A 17,292-nucleotide genomic window follows, 5' to 3' on the forward strand; every position below is an offset into this window, starting at 1 on the left:
TTGCCCGGGTCAGGCCCGCCGACGGAACAGGTCGCGGCGGGGCTTGCCTGCCTCCTGGCCGTCGTCCTTCGGTTCCGGCGGAGCGGCAGCCTGGCGCCGGGCGGCTTCGGCGGCGGCTTCCTGTCGGGCGATGTCGTCGGCGTGGCAGTTGCCGCACACGGACCGGCCGCCAGCCGTCTTCCAGGGGTCCCGGGTGGTGGTCTCCTCCCACCGTTCGTCGGTGAACTTCGTCCCGCACCTCGAGCACACCGGCCACTGCGCCTCCCGCTCAGCGGCACGGCGCCGCTTGTCCTCCGCGTCGGCACGGGCCGCCTGGCCGCGGTAGAGGGCGTCGGCGTCGGGGCTGTTCAGTACGGCCGTCAGCGTCTGCTCGCCCGCCCGTCCCAGCCGCCGCCACACCGCTGCGCCGGCGCCGTGCTCCGTCAGCTGCTCCAGGGTGGTGACGACGACGGGCACCGCCTGGCCGTAGTCCCGGGCCGTGATCCCCTGGTGGATGGTCCGGTACCGGCGCGGCGCCCAGTAGCGGCGGCCGGCCTCCTCCAGCACGGCGACCGTGTCGGTGACCTTCACGGCCGTGGTGTCCGCGAAAACGAACGCCAGCGGCACCAGGCCCTCCCGGCCGGTCGGCGGGTAGACCCGGCGCCACAACCGCTTCTCGTGGTCGACGTGCTCGATCGGTCCGACCGGGAGCGGGCCAGGTCCACGGCGTGCTTGTCCGCGTCCCGTGGCAGCAGCCGGCCTCACTCCCAGTACCGGCGCAGCTTGTGCACCAGGTCGTGCGCGTCCTCGGTGCGGCGGTCGATCTCCAGCAACAGCACCGGCACCCCGGCCGCAGGCGCCCGCACCACCAGGTCCGCCCGCTGCACGTAGCTGTTGCCAAGCCGGTGACCGATCCCGGTCTGGAATCCGAGCCGGTGCCCGATCCCTGCGCGGTGGAGTTCGGCGGCCGTCGAGGTGACCGCCGCGGCGTGGTCGTCGTAGCCGGTGGCGAGCAGCTCCCCGGTGATCGGGTGGTACTTCGCCTCCCGCAGGACGGAGACCCGTATGCCCTTCGACTCCAGCAACTTCTTCGCCTCGTCGTGTCCTCGCTTGGTGAGCACCCACACCTGCCGCTGGTCGTCCTGGACCGATTTGGTCCTCGGCGATCCACATGCGGCAGGCCGAGACAGACGGCGCCCCGCCCGGCCATCTGCGTCTGGCCTCTCCATACGACCCGGACGCGCGCTGGGCAGCGGAAGGCGAGGACCTGTTCTAGTGCGGGTTCAAGGCCCATCTGACCGAGAGCTGTGCCACTCCCTACGCAACCCCCTGCAGCGCGCGGCGCGGATAGACCTCTACGACAGCCTCGCCGAACCTCTCGGCTTGTGCTGCGCCTCCGGACGGGCGGGCAGAAGGGCTGAAACTCGGCCAACCTGACCTGGACGGCGGGATACTTGTGTCGACTCGGTGTCGGGGCGACCAGGGAGTGGGCCGGTGAACTCTGCCGTAGGGGCGGGCCGTTGGGGTGGGCGGCATGTGGTGGTCGTGGGTGGGAGTCTCGCGGGGCTGCTCGCGGCGCATGTGCTGGCCGGGCGTGCCGACCGGGTGACCGTCGTCGAGCGGGACCGGTTCCCGGGCGGTGCCGAGCCGCGGCCCGGGGTGCCGCAGGGGCGCCATCCCCATGTGCTGCTGCAGGGTGGGCAGGTGGCTATGGAAGCGCTACTGCCGGGCTTCCTCACGGAGTTGCGGGAGGCAGGCGCGCCGTGGGTGGGCATGCCGTCGGACATGGTGCTCTGGCAGGCCGGGCGCTGGTTCCGCCGGGTGTCCGCCTCCACGCACATCTACACCGGGTCCCGCGCGCAACTGGAGGAGCTGGTACGGCGGCGGGTTCTCGCCAACCCACTGATCGACACCGTGGAGGGCACCGATGTCATGGGGCTCCTCGGTGACGCCTCGCGGGTGCGGGGCGTGCTGCTGCGGGAGCGATCCGGGGACACGCGCGCAGAACTCCGGGCGTTGGAAGCCGACCTGGTCATCGATGCCTCCGGCGCCGGTACGAAGGCCCCGCAGTGGCTCGCCGCGATCGGCGCCGCGGCCCCACACGAGGAGACCCTTGACACGGGCCTCGCCTACGCCTCTCGCGTCTACCGCGGTCCGAAGGGGGTTCTCGACGGTGCGACCGTCGGGTACTACGTCTATCCCGGCCCCTCCCATCTGCACGGCGGCGGTGCGCTGCCCCTGGAGGACGGCACCCACCTAGTGATCGTCTCCGGGCTGCGCGGCGACGAACCGCCCACGGACGACGACGAGTTCGTAACGTACGCCAAGCGGCTGGGCCATCCGCTCCTGGACCGCTGGATGGACGAGGCCGAACCGCTCTCCCCGCCATTCGGCTACCGGCGCACCGCCAACGTCCGCCGCCGCTACGACCTGCCCGGCCCGCCGGCGGGGTTCCTCGCCACCGGCGACGCGCTGTGCACCTTCAACCCGATCTACGGCCAGGGCATGGCCGTCGCCGCGATGAGCGCGGTCGCCCTGCGTGACGCGCTCGCTGATCCGCACCGTACGCCTACGACCCGGCGCGCGCAGCGGGCGTTGCTCGCGGCGTCCCGGCAGGCGTGGGACATCTCCGCCGGGGCGGACCGCAAGATGCCGGGTGCCCTTGGCAGCGCCCTCGACGGCGGTCCCGCGGACCGGGTCGCGGACTGGTACCTGCGCCGGGTCCAGGAGAGGGCACCCGGCGACCCGGTCGTGGGCGGCGCCTTCCGTGCCGTACTAACGCTCGCCCAACCCGTCTCCGCGCTGTTCGCTCCGCCGGTGGCCCGCGCCGTCCTCTTCGCTCGGCCAGCGCCGACGCCGACGGAGCCTCCCGCGGCACCGGAGGGCCCCGGGGTCTGAGCGGGCGGGATCCGGACAGGCGAGTGGCACCGGTCTAGGGCCCGTCTTCAAAGGGATCTTGCCCAGAGCAGGAACGATGCCAGGCTGACCACCGCTTCGTAGGAGGCGGTGGTCTTGTCATACCTGGTGGCGATGCCGCGGAAGTGCTTCAGTCGGTTGAAGCACCGCTCCACGGTGTTGCGTCGACTGTAGGTTCCACGGTCGAAGGCGGGTGGCCGACCTCCTTGGCGGCCGCGGTTGTGTCGGTGTCGCTGTTGATCGGACTTCTCAGGGATGGTGTGACCGATCCCGCGTCTGCGCAGGTAGGCGCGGAATCCGCGGGAGCTGTAGGCCTTGTCCGCGATCACGTGATCGGGGCGGCAACGTGGACGGCCAGGACCAAGTCGTGGGACGCGGATGCCGTTCAGCAGCGGTTGCGCGCAGACACCGTCATGGCGTTGGCCGGGGGTGATCAGGAGAGCCAGGGGCCTGCCGCGGCCGTCGCAGGCGAGGTGAATTTTCGTGGTCAGACCTCCGCGGGATCGACCAAGGGCCTGATCGTCCGGTTCGTCCGGCGGACGCATCCCCCTTTTCGGCCGGTGGCGGCGGCATGCTGGTGAGCTCGCACGATGGTGGAGTCGATCTGGACGAGCCAGTCGATGGCGCCGGCTGCATCGGCTTGGGCCTGAATCTGCTGGAGGGCCTGGGTGAAGACACCGCTCAACGCATAGCGGCGGGAGCGGGTGTAGACCGTTTGCCACGACCCGTAGCGGTGTGGCAGGTCACGCCACGGCACGCCCGTGCGGATCTTGTAAAGCATCCCGTTGATGACCCGTCGGTCGTCCACCCTGGGTCGGCCAGTCGCGGCCGAGGGTATGAGCGGAGCGAGTGAACCCCACTCCTGATCGGTGAGTTCATGCCTCTGCATCCAACCATGATCCACTGGTAGGTGATCTTTGATGACAGGGCCGCAGGGGGGACTCCGCACAATGCGGTATGACCAACATCGTCGACGCAGCCTGGCACAAGGTCCTGACCACTTACGGCGAACCTTCCCGGCCGGAACAATCACCGCTTCTGAAGCCGTTTGCCGAGCTGGTACGGGTAGCGCATGCCAAACCGGTGCTCCGTCAACTCTTCCCTTGGACCGGTATGTGGGAGCTGCACTTCAGCAGGTGCACAGAAATGAACTACACCTGGGACATCCCGTACATCGGCACGCTGGGAGACAGCCGGTACTACGTCGAAGGACCAAGCCGGAGCAACCCGCGGATCGCCGAGACTGACAGCGCGCAGGCTGCAGTGGCGATGGTCATCGATCGCCTGCCGCCAGGCTGCGGCCCGGCGTTTGCCGGCAATGCAGGGGAACTGGCTGCTTATGAGAAGGCACGAGACAGCAGGTAGGGCGGGCGCACCGGCTTGGCGGAAGCAGAAATCGGAACCTTAGAAACTTTGAAGACGGGCCCTAAACCTCTTTTGGGTTCTCCGGCCTGATCAAAGTGTGGAGAAAGCGCCTCTGCCGACCGCTGAGGCCGCTGTCCAGGCGATTCGTGAGATCGCGATGGAGTTCGGGGTGAGCATGTCCGTCACGGACGACATCGGCGACGACATCGGCGCGGACCAGACCTCACGACGCACGTCGGCCGAGCTGTTCACCGTGTTGGATCCCGACGGCTCGCTGCCGCACGAGGCGTTCGTGGAGCTGGCGAGGTCGCCCGCCGTGAGCGCCCCGCTGTTCCCCGAGGACGATGCCAGGATCACCGTCGAGGGGGTGGAGTTCCACGACGTGCTACGGGACTCCGTCCCCAGGTTCCTCAGGTCCGTCTACGGCAGGCTCGCCACCACCAAGGGGCGGCTGTTCCCGCCCGGCCAGTGACTCATCGTGCCGCTGCCCGGGGACGAGACGTACAAGGAGCTGATCCTGGACTCCAACCTCACGCCCTGGCTGGCCCGTAGCGCGCGGCGCTAGGTTCCCGGACGTTGCCCTTGCCGAATGCCTCATCCATACCGGTGGGAGCGGGTTTCGGGGTGCTGTCCGTGGCCGATCGAGTCGCCGCTATCGCGCGGCGGTGGGCGCGGCATGACGATCGGTCGTGCTGCTGAGACCGGCGTACCCGGGCGTGACGAACGCGTTCGCGATGCTGCGGCTGCTGTCAACGAGCGACCGTGAGAAGGACATCGAGATCTTGACTCTGCGCCATCAGATCACCCTCATGGACCGGCAGTTGGACGGGCAGCGAGTCCGGATACACGTGAGCGACCGGGCTTTCCCAGCGTCGCTGCTCCACGGTCTGCCAAGGAAAGCGCTGCGCCGGATGCGGCTGCCGGTGCAGCCGGACACGGTACTGCGCCGGCACCGCGATCTCCTCGCCCACCGGCACGCTGCCCGGTCCAGGCCGAAGCGCGCAGGCCGGCCCCGCACCGTGCACTCGATCCGAGCACTCGTACCGCGCCTGGCCAGGGAAAATCCAAGTTGGGGCTACCGGCGCCTGCACGGTGAACTGCTCGTACTCGGAGTGAAGGTGGCAGCATCCACGGTCTGGGAAATCTTGAAGGAGGACGGCATCGAGCGAGCCTCGAGCACCCGGGCGGGCTTCCTGCGCTCCCCGGCCGACGTGCTCCTGGCGTGCGACTTCTTCGAGACGGTCACCCTGTCCGGGGCCTGCTTGTACGTGTTCGCCGCGATCGAGCACGCGAACCGCCGGATCCGGATCCTGGGCGCGATGGATCTCGAGGGCACCGGCTGTCGGGCGCGCTATCTGATCAGGGATCGGGACGGGAAGTTCCCGCGGCTGTTCGACGCCGTCCTCAAGGACGCGGGTATCGAGGTGATGCTCAGCGGCGTCCGGATACCGAGAATGAACTCGTCATGGAGTGATGGGTGCAGACCTGCCGGCGCGAACTGCTGGAACGCACATTGATCTGGAACCAGCGCCATCTCCTGTACGCCCTAAGCGAGTTCGAGACGTTTTACAACGAGCACAGGCCGCACCAGGGCCTCGCGAACGCCCGCCCCTTCCACCCACTGCCCGCTCCGATCGAGGACCCGGACAGGATCGTCCGTCTGGACATACGACGGCGAGCGCGGCTTGGCGGCACCCTCCACGAGTACCAACATGCGGCCTGACCAGCATGGATGGAGTATTCGGCAAGCGCAGCGCGGCAGCAGTTCGTCCGGCCCATGTACTGTATGCCCGGGCCGGACGGTAAGGGCCCGGCTCCTACGCTTTGGCGACCACAGGGGCGCCCGACAGGTCCACGCCGGCCTGCCGGAGTTCTTCGCAGGCCTGCCTGATGGTGCTGGGGCTGACGCCGGCGGTCAGGTCCAGCAGCACCCGAGTGGCGAAGCCAGCCGTGGCCGCGTCCAGGGCAGTGGCCTTCACGCAGTGATCGGTGGCGATACCGACCACGTCCACCACGGTGACCCCGTGCTCCCGCAGCCACGCCGTCATCCCCAACCCGTCCTCGTCGGCGCCTTCGAAACCGCTGTAGGCGGCCTCTTAGGCGCCCTTGTAGAAGACGGCGTCGACCGCTCCGGCTTCCACCGCGGGGGTGAAGTTCGGGTGGAAGCCGGAGCCGGGCGTACCGGCCACGCAGTGCACCGGCCAGGAGGTCTTGAAATCAGGGGTGTCGGAGAAGTGGTCTCCCGGGTCGATGTGACGGTCCCGCGTCGCCACCACATGCGCGTACCTGGCCTCGGCTGCCCGGGAAACCAGGTCGCACACTCATGTGGCGATCTCGGCTCCGCCGGCCACGGCGACGCTGCCGCCCTCACAGAAATCCTTCTGCACGTCCACCACGATCAGCGCACGCTCCATGCTGCTGCCCTCCATTTTCGTTCTCAAGTGCTCGGTCTTTCCGCTCCCGCATGCGGGAGCGCTTCCCTCAGCAGCCCCTTCCTCATTGCGGCCGGCCTCGGTCATCCGGCAGCCCGCGCCCGGCAGGACGGCCCCGGGCAACGGTCAGCGTGCCAGGAGTGCCTCGCCCCCGTGGAGCCGGATCAACCCAGGGGCAGTGTCAGGCATGCGGCCTTGCCGTCGGGGGAGCTGATCGTTGTGGTGCTGCCATCGACGCTGGCGTCCGAGTAGAGCGGGTCCTTGCTGGTGACGACCAGCATCAGCCGATGGTCCCGGGGCAGGTCGTAGCCAGCGGCCTGCAGCTTCCAGGCGGCGCTGTGGTCCTGGCCGGGGGCCAGGTCGATGAGGGTGAGGGGCTCGTGGGTGATGATGCGGGCCATGCTGTCGGGGCCGAGGTCGAAGAGATAGGCCACCAGGGACGTGGAGGGGGCCGTGCTGCGCACGGTCAGCGTGAGTTCGCAGATGCCCCGGATCCGGCGTGCCACGCCCTCGTGGCTGTCCGCCGCGACCGGATCGCTCGTCCAGACCGCGAGGTTCTGCCGGTCGAACTTCTCCGTGATGTAGGTCTTCGGGTTGCCGTTCCACTCGGCCTGGCCGCTCGTGATGACGGCGTCCGCCGCGACGGCCTCGGTCGGCTGCCCGGCGGTGAACTCCCGCTCCCAGCCCATTTCCGGTTCGGTTGCCAGGCCGCCGTCACGGTCGTCCGATGCGGTGGCCGTCAGGTACCACCGTTCGGTGGATGTGGTGACGTCCTCCCAGGACGGGCTGGACTCGCGGAAAGCCGGTGTGACGATCTCGGTGCTTCCGGTCTGCGGATCGGTCCGGGTCTCGTACGTGAACATGATCTGGCTGTTGACCGCGGGCCAGGTGGGTACGGCGTTGTCGATCCCGCGCACGTGGTGGTCCAGCCAGGCGAACGCCTCCTCGACCGGCTCGTTCGGCCCGCTGAACGGGATGGTCAGACCGGCGCCCTCGGGCGCGGCGTGGTCGCCGATCCACAGGTTCAGGCGCTTGGGCACGGTCAGGCCGTCGAAGTGCTCGATGACCTGGTTGACTGCGAACAGCGTCTCGTGCCAGGTGTTGGAGAAGAACGTGGGAACACCGCAGGCGTTGGTCTTGTCGGCGTACGAGGAGGGCGCCCGCTTCTTGCCCCACTCCACTACCGTGTCGAGGTTCCGGCCGGCCTGGAAGTCCGCCAGGAGCTGCTGGGTGGCCGCGTCGAATTTCCGCTCGACCGGACCGCCGGTGAAGTTGATCAGGGCGGTCACCGCCGCCAGGTGCCGGGTGTCGTGCTGGTAGAGACTCGCGGCCAGGTCGCCCCAGGTGCTCAGAGCCACGACCGCGGCCACGCGCCCTTTCGGATCGTGCGCCGCGACCAGTTGGCTGATACCCGAACCGTAGGACTCGCCCATGAAGGCGATCCGGCTGGGACTGAAGTGCTTCTCCGCGTAGTCGATGACGGTCAAGCCATCGGCCCAGTCGAGAGGTCCGGCCACGTCGATCGTGCCCCCGGAGGTGAACGGCCCGTCCACATAGCCCTTGCCAGGCACGGCCATCGTGAGGCCGATCCCACGGGGGGTGTAGGCCAGTACGTGGTAGCCGCGCACCGCCAGCTGAAGGTACGTGTACTCGAACAGGCTCCAGCCCAGGGGCGTCCAACCGGCGGGCATGATCACCACGGGACGGGGCTCGTCGGTCTTGAGCTTGATCGTGTGCGCCGACAGCCGTACGCCACCCTCGGCAGCGATGCGAGGAAAGCCGATGATCGCCTGCTGCTGCACCTGCTCCGTCAGCCTCTGCAGGTCAGGGGGCAGCACCGGCTGCTCAGCCGTGCCGTCCAGGGTGGCGATCAGCGCCTCGGCGACGTGGGCGGCGGCCGGGTCCAGCGACGTGGGCGAGGTGTAGATGCCGTGCCGGGCGATCCGGTTCAACTGTGCTGCGGTACCCACGCCGTCGCTGTTGTGCGGGTGGCTCACGATGCCCATCCTCTCGCTGTCGCCGACCGAGCCTTGCGGCACCGCCGGCACATGCCGTCTGCCGGAGGACCGGCATGTCCCCGATCCTTTCGGTCCACTCCTTCACCGAAGGCAAAAGGCGCAGGGTGTGCAGAAGCGCGGCCACCACTCAGCGCGATCCGAGCACCCCCCTGAGCGCTCCCTGAGCGCCCCTTGAGCACCACGCGCACCCCGCGGGAAGTGGTTACCGCCCACGACACCCTCGCCGGCCCGTGACCGCAGGCCGGGGCGCAGCGGGAGAGCGTTGCGACAGCCCTCATGTGATCTTGGCGGGCACGATGGAGCGCGCCGTACGTCGTTGGGTGCCGTGATGGGGGGCGCCGTCGCTTGTGACCACGCTGGACAGTGGCGCCGTTGCCGTGTCCGCACCGACCTCGACATCCAGCACATCCCGCTGCTCGGCAAAGAACGACCGCGGCTCCCCGCGATGAGCTCGGTCAGGGCGTGGTCGGCTCTGTGGTCTGGCCATGCCGGCAGCGGGCAGTTCCTGGCACGGACCGAGGTAGCAGCGCAGCCTCACCCCAGGCTCCCCCAGGGAACCCTGACCGTGCGGACGGCGGTCGCGGTCGTCCAGCTCACGGCGAGCGCTGCCTGGAAGGCGAGGGCGCTGTCGTCGTCCGCGGCCGCGACGTCGAGCACGACCAGTCCCGGCTCTACGACGTGCGCATCCTGGATCGACGCATCGCAGCCGGTGCGGGTTCACCACCAGATGTGTCTTCACCCGGTCGTGTGCAGGTCACCGGTGTGCCTCTGTTCTGCCGCCCGCACTGCGCACACAGCGCGAACGTACCCGGCCCGCTCCTGGTCCTCTGCGCAGTGCGCAGCCGGTGGCCGTGCCGAGGTATGGCAGCCCCGGATTGCCGGCACGAAAGTGCGGTAAGCCCTCGCAGTCCCGTTGCTGCAGTACGGGGTCCGCAGAGACCCCCCTGGTGAACCCTTTCACTCCGTCTAAGGAGTGATCTTCTCTTTGTCCGAATTCCAGGCGGACACTCAGCGTGCCAAGGTGAATCGTCCGGCTATGCCCGACCCCTCAGAGGAGAACTGATGGCTGTCGACGTGCAGAAGTGGTTCGACGAAGACTTCGGTGCCGGTCTTGTGCGCCACGCGGACGAAGCGCGCAAGGTTGAGACCAAGTTCCAGGTCAGCATCACCGGCGAGGGCGGCGGGGAGTGGTGGATCGACCCGTCGGCCGGGAAGGTCGAGCGAGGAAACCCGGGTGGTGCCGGCCTCACGATGGTGATGGATGCCTCGACCTTCGCCAAGGTCTATGACGCCCCGAAGTCAGGCCTCACGCAGGGCTTCTTCGCCGGTCACGTCAAGATGACCGGCAATACCGCAGCAGCGGAGAAGTTCGCTGACCTGCTCCAGCTCGCCAAACAATAGAGGCAGCACAGAGTTGAGCGACGTCCGGGACGGCAACGGGTCCGCGAGGACTCAGCGCACGCTTCACCACGCATGTTCCTCAACCAGTGGACGGGTGGCCTGGACAACCGGTGCCAGGACTATTCCGGTACCGATGCCTCGCCGGAAACCGCGACGCCGGCCCGGCGGAAGTCGTCCAGAGCGGCAGCCGTCGTGTGCGGGGCCACCCCGACCGAGTAATCCAGGCGTACCCGTGTGCGAAAGCCTGCCGCGACGGCGTCCAGGGCGGTCGCACGCACACAGTGGTCCGTCGCGATGCCCACCACGTCGACGTCCTCGACCCCGCGGGCACGCAGCCAGTCCGCCAGGGACGTTCCCTCCACGTCCGCGCCTTCGAAGCCGCTCTTGGAGGCGCTGTGGGCGCCCTTGAAGAAAACGGCGTGCACCTTGCCGCCCGTGACGACAGGCGCGAAGTGGGGATGGAACTCGCTTCCTTCGCCTCCTGCCACGCAGTGGACGGGGAAGCTGTCCTGGAAGTCCGGGTGTTCGGAGAAATGGCTGCCCGAATCGATGTGATGATCCCGGGTGGCCACCACGTACTGGTAGTCACGCCCCGCACTCCGCTCGACCAGGTCCGCGATCGTCGAGGCGATCCGCGCCCCTCCCGTGACGGGAACGCTGCCCCCTTCGCAGAAGTCGTTCTGCACATCCACCACGATCAAGCCCTGGCTCATCACGACCACCTCATCAGCACGGTGGAACACAGGAAAGAACCACTGCGGAAATCCCTTCCGATGCTGGACGATCACAGCAAGAAGCGCCCGACCGGCTACGCCGAACGGGTGGCCTCATGCCGGGCACCACTGGGCACTGGTCCGGCAACCGGAACGGGGCAACCTGCACCCCATCTCAACGGCGCCCTGTCCCCTGCTCGGTACAGGGATCCCGCGGAGTCCACATCTGCACGACGTGCGGTTCGGAAGGGGCACCGGGCCGCGATGAGTGGGAGGAGCACAGGACGTCCAGGGCTTCTCCGGGGGTACGGCTTCGGTGCTCTGGGCGCGGGCGGTCAGCACCTCGCGCAGGATGCTGTCGGGCGTGCGTGCCATGTGCAGCAGCGCTCACAGGTGCGCCGGCCCGCAGCCCTGCGGGGGCAGGTCTTCCACCGATCGGCCTCAATTCTCCTTCCCTCCTTCCGGATTACTGCCTGGCCGACATGCGCTTTGGGCTGCTTTCCGCTGAGATGGGGAGCGGCACCGCCTACCACCAGGCCGGCGGGCCGGAAGAAGGGAACGGGTTATGACGACTCAAGGAACGAGGCTGCCTGCCGGCGTGGTCATGATCGAGGACAGCGAGTGCCCTCCGGCGACGTTGGGGCTATGGAAGCACTACGGGCGCAAGGGCCCCGCCTACGGCATCGGCGCCGGGTACACGGTGTCCCTCAGTGAACTGCCCGCGGATGGCGGCAGCATGACGAAGAACGTGTCCTCATGGGTCAATAAGACCCAAAGTGACGCGAAGCTGGTCAGCAGCAAGGGCACCCGGATCCTCAAGGCCGGCGAGTCCATGGAAGAGCCCGCCGACCACAACGACACCGTCGAACGGGTCGAGTGGGTCTAAAGGCACCGACCATAACCTCGACCACCGCAGGCCACGCCACCACGCAGACCAGTCCGCAGATGGCGCACCCGTAGACGCAACCCTTGTCGCGTCCCGGCCCCTGAGCGGCGTGCGGCGCCCTGGTAGTGCCTCATGCCGCCCAGGGAGCCACCGAGTGGAGCCCATCGGGTGGCGCGCCCTGGATGTTCTGCATTCGGTGTCGTGCATCGTGCACCGAGTGCAGAACATTGAGCCTCTGCCCACCTGAAGGATCAGGTCAAAGGGCTGGTGTGATCGGTTCTCGGGGCGCTCGCGCTGGTCGTGGGCGGGAGTCCGCGGAGAGGATCATCCGTCAGCGGTTGACTTCGAGATTCGTCAGGACGAGCAGAGCGCGCAGGAGCTGGGTGGCGCGGGCGGGATCGGTGCGGAGCTTGGTGAGGGTCCGCCAGTTCTTGAGGTGGGCGAAGCCGTGCTCGACCGGTGCGCGTCCGACGGCGAGGACGCGGTTGGCGTCCTTCTGGCCCGGAGTGAGCTTGTGGGTGCTGCCGGCGGTGTAGCCGGTGACTATCACGGGGTCGAGGATGTCGTTGTCCAGCCCTCGAAAGCCGAGGTCCGCCAACGCCCCGAGGCCGGCGGCGCGCAGGTGGGCCAGGACGTGGTCGTGGCGGGCGGCGGTGTTGTCGTGGGTGCGGCCGGGCCAGGCGGCGGATATCCAGATCAGGCGGCCGTTTTCGTCGGTGAGGGCGAGGAAGTGCAGGCCATGGCAGCGGTGCTTGCCGGAATAGTTTCGCCGGTCTGCCTTCCCGGTGCGGCGCTGGGTGCGGATGAGGGTGCCGTCGATCAGGACCACCTCCCCGCCCCGCTTGGCGACCTTCCGCAGAGCGCGGTCCAGGCGCGGTGCCTGGGCGGCGAGCAGGGTGATCAGCTCGTCGCGCCAGCGGCGGACGGTGGACTCGGACACGCTGTTTCCATCGGCCATGTCGGCCAGGCGCTGGTCGTGCCGCAGCACGGCAAGGACGATTACCGCGATCCGCCCGGGTGGCGGGATCTGCCACCTGGACCGTATCGCTTTCAGGTGGCGTCGCAGTAGGTCGGCGAGGTGGTTGACGGTGTGCGTGGACAGTGGCAGACGGCACCGGTAGACAAGCGAGCTTGTGTCCGCGGTGCGTTCTTTGGGGCTCGTCACACTGTTCCAACGGCCCCCGAGGACGGTTCGGTTACGCCTGCTTCGCCACCGACCTCGTTGGTCACATACGGGTGGTGAACCGGCCGTCGGGCAGTTTCCGGAGCCAGCCGCGGTCGACGAGTCCGACCAGTCTCCCGCGCAGTGGTTCCAGCTTGGCCCGCATGCTGACGTCCACTCCCAGCGTCTCACCGACCTGCCGGGCCATGACCGGCCCGGCGGCCTGCCGCACGGCGGCGAGGATGCGCTGGTAGTCCGGCGGGAGCATGGTCTCCTCCACATCCGTCGTGCGGTGCGGAATCAGCATCACCGCCCGGCCGCCCACCTGCCCGGGCACCGGTGAGGCCGAAGCGCGTTCTTCGGCAAGCTGCTCACTCACCCGCTCAAGGACCCTTTCGGCGACGGCAAGTTCGTCCCGCTCGGCCCGCACCTGTGCCAGCTGCTGGGCCAGCTGTTCTTCGAGTTCGTCCAGTTCCGCGCGGCGCGCGGTGATCCATTCCAGCAGCTCGGGATCCATCATGCGCAGGATCGTAGAGGTGGGGGCGGTGGCAGAGTCTGCCACCGCCCCCATGGGTTCGTCAGCCGGGCTTGGACGGCTGGATGCTGTTCAAGCCCCTCTGAAACTGGCCCTGGCCCACGCTGATGGTCCGAGGGAGAGTGGGCTGCCTTGCCCCTCTAGTACGACAGGTCCTTCTGCTCCGTGATCAGGCGGCCGGCGATGTGCAGGTTGCCGTCGGAGTCGAGTACCGCGATGACCTTCTTCGTGGAGCCGTGGTGGGTCGTGAAGTAGATCTTGTCCGCCTCCTGCGAGGTGGAGTAGTTCGTGTTCACCGACAGCTCGATGCTCACCGGCGAGCTGATGAGCACGTCCTTCTTGGGTGAGGTCGGGTAGACCTGGTTCTGCCGCAGCTTGACGCGGCCGTGGGTGTCGCCCTCGTCCCAGTCTGTCGCCAGTCCAAGATCGATATCGGGCATGTGGCTTCCCCTCCAGTTCAGGCGGACCGCTACTCCTCTCGCAGGTCTCCAGCCACGTCGCTCCGTGTCAGCAGCCCGGCAAGGACGCGCCCCGCTCCCCCAGTGAAAGAACCTTCCAGCCCGGGCGCGTCGCAACGCCTCCCGAACCAGATCGAGAACCTACACGATCCGTTCACCCGATGGGAGCAAATATCACAGCTAGCCACAAAAAGATCAAAAATATCTTCAGATGTCTGAATAATTGCGTACCGTGTGCCGCTCGAAAAATCATCGGCGCAGGTGGGAGTGGTGCGGTTCGGCCCTGGGATCATGCGCGTGATCGTGTCCCTGCTGTACAGGGCGGCCCGGAGGCTGCTGTCCGTCCCGTCGGTGCTGCTGCGCCGTGACACCGCGAAGGACGCCGAGCTGCTCGTGCTGCGGCATGAGAACGCCGTCCTGCGCCGGCAGCTGGCCGCCCCGGTCCGCTACGAGCCGGCCGACCGGTTCTGGTTCGCCGCCCTGTCCGTGCTGATACCCCGGCGACGCTGGCGCGAGGTCTTCCCGGTCACCCCAGGCACCTTGCTCGCCTGGCATCGCAGGTTCATCGCTGCCAAGTGGGATTACACCACACGCCGACGCACCGGACGCCCGCCCTGAACCGCTCCGGGATCGGTGGAGGCTCTATGCGTTGACTCCAGCCGCCGGTTGAGGCTGGAGTTGAGCGTAGTAGTTGGTCTCGTGCTCGTGGGGCGGGATGTCTCCGATGGCGGTGTGGAGGCGCTGGTTGTTGAACCAGTCGACCCACTCCGCGGTACCGATTTCGACGTCGGCCAGGCCGTGCCAGGGCCTGCGGGGCTTGATCAGCTCCGTTTTGTAGAGGCCGATCTGGGACTCCATGAGGGCGTTGTCCAGGGTGTCGCCGACGGTGCCGATCGAGGCGTCGATGCCGGCCTCGAGCAGGTGGGCGGTGAACGCGAAAGACGTGTACTGCCCGCGTCCGAATGATGAACCAGCCCGGGACCGGCGGGCATGCCGGCCCGGTCGCGATGCCACAGGGCCATGTCAAGGGCGTCGAGGACGAGCTTGGCCCGCTTGCTGGTGGCGGCCGACCAGCCCACGATCGCCCGGGAGAACACGTCCACGACGAAGGCGACGTAGACGATGCCCGACCAGGTCGCGACATAGGTGAAGTCGGCGACCCACCGCTCGTTCGGACAGGACGCGGTGAAGTCGCGTCCGAGCAGGTCAGCAGCCCGCTCATGGCCGTCGTCCCGGATGGTGGTACGGATCTTCCTCCCGCGTCGGGCGCCCTCAAGGCCAAGGTCGCGCATCAGCCGGGCGACCGTGCAGCGGGCCACGGGTATGCCCTCGCGGTGCAGCTGCCGCCAGACCTTCCGAACCCCGTAGACACCGAAGTTGTCGGCGTGGACGCGGCTGATCTGGGCCTTCAGCTCCGCGTCGCGGACCGCCCTGGCACTGGGGGCACGGTTCTTGGCAGCGTAGTAGGTGCTCGTCGCGATCTTCAGTCCGTGGCGGGTCAGGACTTTGCAGATCGGCTCGACTCCGAACACCTGCCGGTGGGCGTCGATGAACGCTACGAGCGCTTCGATGGCCGGTCGAGCTCGGCCGCGAAGAAAGCCGAGGCCGCCTTGAGGATCTCGTTGGCCCGGCGCAGCTCGGCGTTCTCGGCCTTCAGCCGCTTGATCTCCGCGGACTCCTGCGAAGTCACCCCGGGGCGCCGGCCGGTGTCGACCTCGGCCTTGCGGACCCAGGTCCGCACCGTCTCGGCGGAACCGATGCCCAGCTTTGCGGCGACCGCCTTCATCGCGGCCCATTCAGTTGGGTAGTTGGGGCGGACCTCCGCGACCATGCGCACCGCACGCTCACGAAGCTCGACAGGGTAGGGGGACGGACGGGCCATGACTCGATCCTCTCAGGGAATCGAGCCTCCATCAGACCCGGAGCGGTTCAGAGGGCGAACCCCCTGGCCACGGGGTTGAGGACTCAAGGAGGTTCAGGAGAACTCACGGGATGTCGCACATGAATGGACATGCAATGTCTGCCGCCGCACCCCAAGCCTTGCTGATCGGGTCGGCACCCCTGGCCTGATAAACGCGCTGCAGTTCAAGCTATGAGCAGGCGGAGGCCGAGATCTGCCGCGTCGAGGCCAGCGAGGTCGCTGTTGCGCTCGGCCCATTGGCCGGAGTTGAGGTCGTCGCTGAGGCTTCGTACCGCCCGCTGCTCGGCCTCCGGCCCGACCCTCGTCCACACCGACATCGCACGGCGCACGTGATCCTCCAGATACGCCCCCGGGCGGCGCCAGTACGCCTCGAACAGGCCGTCAGCGCAATCCCATGGGATGGGCACCGGCTCAGCGTGAGCGCCGATCGCGTCGACCATCCCAGCAAGCGAGGGAAATTCTGCGAGGACGGCGGCGAACTCGGGCATGTAGTCGCGGGTAAGCCAGAACCGGTCCTGCCATCCAGGCTCGTCGGTGTCGAACGTGAGCACCACCACGCGGCGGGCCACACGCCGCATCTCGCGCAACCCCGCTATCGGGTCACCCCAGTGGTGAACGGTGGAGACGGCCATCGCGACGTCGAAGGAGTGATCCTCGAACGGCAGGCTCTCCGCGGCGGCGGCCACGCACGGCGCCGAGCCGACAGGTCGCTGCCCCCGCATGACTGCCGATGGCTCCACCGCGGTCACGTCGCGATCAGCAGGCTCGTAGGAGCCGGTGCCGGCCCCGACGTTCAGCACCGTCTGCGCGTCCCCGAGCGCGTCCCATATCTGCGCGGCGATCCGCGGCTCGGTACGCCGTGTCGCGGTGTAGGCGCCGCCGATCGCGTCGTACAGCCGTGCACCGAGCATCTCCAGTTGCTCCTCCGGTGTCACCCTGAGTCCCTTCGCCCGCGCCTCAAGTTCCCTGTCGATGGCCGTCACCATGGCGTCAGCGCGATCACGCCGCTCCAGCAGCAGGCCGCGCAGTCGGCGCAGGTGCGCGACCGCGTCGGTGGACGGGTCGCCGACCAGTTCGCCAACCTCCCGCAGCCCGAAGCCCAACCGCCGATAGGCCAGCACCTTCCGCAGCCGCTCCACGTCGCCCTCCGAATAGGCCCGGTACCCGGCCACGGTCCGCGTCGACGGCCGAACGAGCCCGATCTCGTCATAGTGATGCAGCGTGCGGACGCTCACGTCGGCCAGCTCGGCCACGCGTCCCACGGTCCAGTGATCTTCCACGTCACCGACTATGGAGCCTGACGCCACGTGAGGGTCAAGAGCTGGCGTTGACTCCGGGCGGCGGGACACCCTGCGCGTCACCACCACCCCTGTCCACTGCGGGCTCCTCGCCCGCTGCCAGCCCCTCGACGGCACCCCGGGGACTTCGGCGGTCCCGGCACAGCGCAAGGCCCGCCGCGAGTACGAGAACCGCGTCAACGCCCTTGCGCTCCCAACCGGACCATGA

Annotated in this window: 14 protein-coding genes and 5 pseudogenes; 7 read left to right on the top strand and 12 right to left on the bottom strand. The window is 68.3% G+C overall.

The features are described 5' to 3' along the window. Positions 1 to 9 precede the first annotated feature (9 nt). Both OHB56_RS02320 and OHB56_RS02325 read right to left on the bottom strand, forming a co-directional pair. Complete coding sequence (locus OHB56_RS02320) at positions 10 to 606, bottom strand: hypothetical protein (RefSeq protein WP_406351335.1); 597 nt, start codon at positions 604 to 606, stop codon at positions 10 to 12. A 134-nt stretch (positions 607 to 740) separates the two neighbouring features. Next, a complete protein-coding gene (locus tag OHB56_RS02325) occupies positions 741 to 1,100 on the bottom strand; it encodes a hypothetical protein (protein WP_326756742.1) in 360 nt (119 codons plus the stop codon). A gap of 424 nt (positions 1,101 to 1,524) precedes the next feature. On the opposite strand from OHB56_RS02325, the gene OHB56_RS02330 reads away from it, so the two are divergent. After that, positions 1,525 to 2,877: an FAD-dependent oxidoreductase gene (locus tag OHB56_RS02330; protein WP_406358882.1), complete on the top strand. Its 1,353-nt coding sequence runs from the start codon at positions 1,525 to 1,527 to the stop codon at positions 2,875 to 2,877. A gap of 47 nt (positions 2,878 to 2,924) precedes the next feature. On the opposite strand, the gene OHB56_RS02335 is transcribed toward OHB56_RS02330, so the two are convergent. Next, positions 2,925 to 3,784, bottom strand: a protein-coding gene (locus tag OHB56_RS02335) for an IS5 family transposase (protein WP_406351337.1) whose coding sequence is annotated in 2 segments (ribosomal slippage) — positions 2,925 to 3,437 and positions 3,440 to 3,784 — 858 coding nt in all. Because the reading frame shifts where the segments join, the coding sequence is not laid out codon by codon here. A 68-nt stretch (positions 3,785 to 3,852) separates the two neighbouring features. On the opposite strand from OHB56_RS02335, the gene OHB56_RS02340 reads away from it, so the two are divergent. The 3 genes and pseudogenes from OHB56_RS02340 (at position 3,853) to OHB56_RS02350 (ending at position 5,983) form a co-directional block, all read left to right on the top strand. Beyond that, on the top strand, positions 3,853 to 4,260 hold the full coding sequence (locus OHB56_RS02340) for a DUF6193 family natural product biosynthesis protein (RefSeq protein ID WP_406351339.1): 408 nt from the start codon (positions 3,853 to 3,855) through the stop codon (positions 4,258 to 4,260). 157 nt (positions 4,261 to 4,417) lie between these two features. Continuing rightward, positions 4,418 to 4,825, top strand: a pseudogene (locus OHB56_RS02345) (hypothetical protein). 124 nt (positions 4,826 to 4,949) lie between these two features. Next, positions 4,950 to 5,983: pseudogene (locus OHB56_RS02350) on the top strand (integrase). 94 nt (positions 5,984 to 6,077) lie between these two features. Here OHB56_RS02350 and OHB56_RS02355 read toward each other — a convergent pair. The 3 genes and pseudogenes from OHB56_RS02355 to OHB56_RS02365 form a co-directional block, all read right to left on the bottom strand. Beyond that, positions 6,078 to 6,674, bottom strand: a pseudogene (locus tag OHB56_RS02355) (isochorismatase family protein). 182 nt (positions 6,675 to 6,856) lie between these two features. Continuing rightward, positions 6,857 to 8,689 carry a CocE/NonD family hydrolase gene (locus OHB56_RS02360; protein WP_406351340.1) on the bottom strand — a complete coding sequence of 611 codons (1,833 nt, stop codon included), beginning with the start codon at positions 8,687 to 8,689 and terminating at the stop codon, positions 6,857 to 6,859. 555 nt (positions 8,690 to 9,244) lie between these two features. Then, the gene (locus tag OHB56_RS02365; RefSeq protein WP_326756738.1) at positions 9,245 to 9,367 is read right to left on the bottom strand and encodes a DUF6207 family protein; all 123 of its coding nucleotides are present in this window, start codon (positions 9,365 to 9,367) and stop codon (positions 9,245 to 9,247) included. Between the two features lie 405 nt (positions 9,368 to 9,772). Here OHB56_RS02365 and OHB56_RS02370 point away from each other — a divergent pair, with 405 nt between their 5' ends. Continuing rightward, entirely contained in the window at positions 9,773 to 10,111 is a 339-nt protein-coding gene (locus OHB56_RS02370; RefSeq protein ID WP_326756737.1) for an SCP2 sterol-binding domain-containing protein, read from the top strand. A gap of 119 nt (positions 10,112 to 10,230) precedes the next feature. Here the strand turns inward: OHB56_RS02370 and OHB56_RS02375 are convergent, their stop codons facing one another. Further along, the gene (locus OHB56_RS02375; protein ID WP_406351342.1) at positions 10,231 to 10,824 is read right to left on the bottom strand and encodes an isochorismatase family protein; all 594 of its coding nucleotides are present in this window, start codon (positions 10,822 to 10,824) and stop codon (positions 10,231 to 10,233) included. A 565-nt stretch (positions 10,825 to 11,389) separates the two neighbouring features. On the opposite strand from OHB56_RS02375, the gene OHB56_RS02380 reads away from it, so the two are divergent. Beyond that, a complete protein-coding gene (locus tag OHB56_RS02380; protein WP_326756735.1) occupies positions 11,390 to 11,710 on the top strand; it encodes a peptidase inhibitor family I36 protein in 321 nt (106 codons plus the stop codon). 331 nt (positions 11,711 to 12,041) lie between these two features. Here OHB56_RS02380 and OHB56_RS02385 read toward each other — a convergent pair whose 3' ends face one another. From OHB56_RS02385 to OHB56_RS02395, 3 genes are all read right to left on the bottom strand, one after another. Then, positions 12,042 to 12,698 carry a transposase family protein gene (locus OHB56_RS02385; protein WP_406351343.1) on the bottom strand — a complete coding sequence of 219 codons (657 nt, stop codon included), beginning with the start codon at positions 12,696 to 12,698 and terminating at the stop codon, positions 12,042 to 12,044. Positions 12,699 to 12,936: 238 nt separating this feature from the next. Then, on the bottom strand, positions 12,937 to 13,392 hold the full coding sequence (locus OHB56_RS02390) for a hypothetical protein (protein ID WP_326756733.1): 456 nt from the start codon (positions 13,390 to 13,392) through the stop codon (positions 12,937 to 12,939). Positions 13,393 to 13,547: 155 nt separating this feature from the next. Next, complete coding sequence (locus OHB56_RS02395) at positions 13,548 to 13,847, bottom strand: DUF6342 family protein (RefSeq protein ID WP_406351345.1); 300 nt, start codon at positions 13,845 to 13,847, stop codon at positions 13,548 to 13,550. A 315-nt stretch (positions 13,848 to 14,162) separates the two neighbouring features. Between OHB56_RS02395 and OHB56_RS02400 the strand changes: the two are divergent. Next, positions 14,163 to 14,480, top strand: a pseudogene (locus OHB56_RS02400) (integrase); the annotation flags it as partial. A gap of 27 nt (positions 14,481 to 14,507) precedes the next feature. Here OHB56_RS02400 and OHB56_RS02405 read toward each other — a convergent pair. After that, positions 14,508 to 15,747: pseudogene (locus tag OHB56_RS02405) on the bottom strand (IS3 family transposase). A 203-nt stretch (positions 15,748 to 15,950) separates the two neighbouring features. After that, on the bottom strand, positions 15,951 to 17,048 hold the full coding sequence (locus OHB56_RS02410; RefSeq protein WP_406358883.1) for a MerR family DNA-binding transcriptional regulator: 1,098 nt from the start codon (positions 17,046 to 17,048) through the stop codon (positions 15,951 to 15,953). Positions 17,049 to 17,292 lie beyond the last annotated feature (244 nt).

This window comes from Streptomyces sp. NBC_01635 (genome assembly GCF_045209715.1).
Classification (GTDB): Bacteria; Actinomycetota; Actinomycetes; order Streptomycetales; family Streptomycetaceae; genus Streptomyces; species Streptomyces hirsutus.

Bases quoted from the DNA above. Each gene is read 5' to 3' on its own strand.
- OHB56_RS02380 (WP_326756735.1), top strand. From the start codon at position 11,390: ATGACGACTCAAGGAACGAGGCTGCCTGCCGGCGTGGTCATGATCGAG.
- OHB56_RS02390 (WP_326756733.1), bottom strand. From the start codon at position 13,392: ATGATGGATCCCGAGCTGCTGGAATGGATCACCGCGCGCCGCGCGGAA.
- OHB56_RS02375 (WP_406351342.1), bottom strand. From the start codon at position 10,824: ATGAGCCAGGGCTTGATCGTGGTGGATGTGCAGAACGACTTCTGCGAA.
- OHB56_RS02370 (WP_326756737.1), top strand. From the start codon at position 9,773: ATGGCTGTCGACGTGCAGAAGTGGTTCGACGAAGACTTCGGTGCCGGT.
- OHB56_RS02340 (WP_406351339.1), top strand. From the start codon at position 3,853: ATGACCAACATCGTCGACGCAGCCTGGCACAAGGTCCTGACCACTTAC.
- OHB56_RS02395 (WP_406351345.1), bottom strand. From the start codon at position 13,847: ATGCCCGATATCGATCTTGGACTGGCGACAGACTGGGACGAGGGCGAC.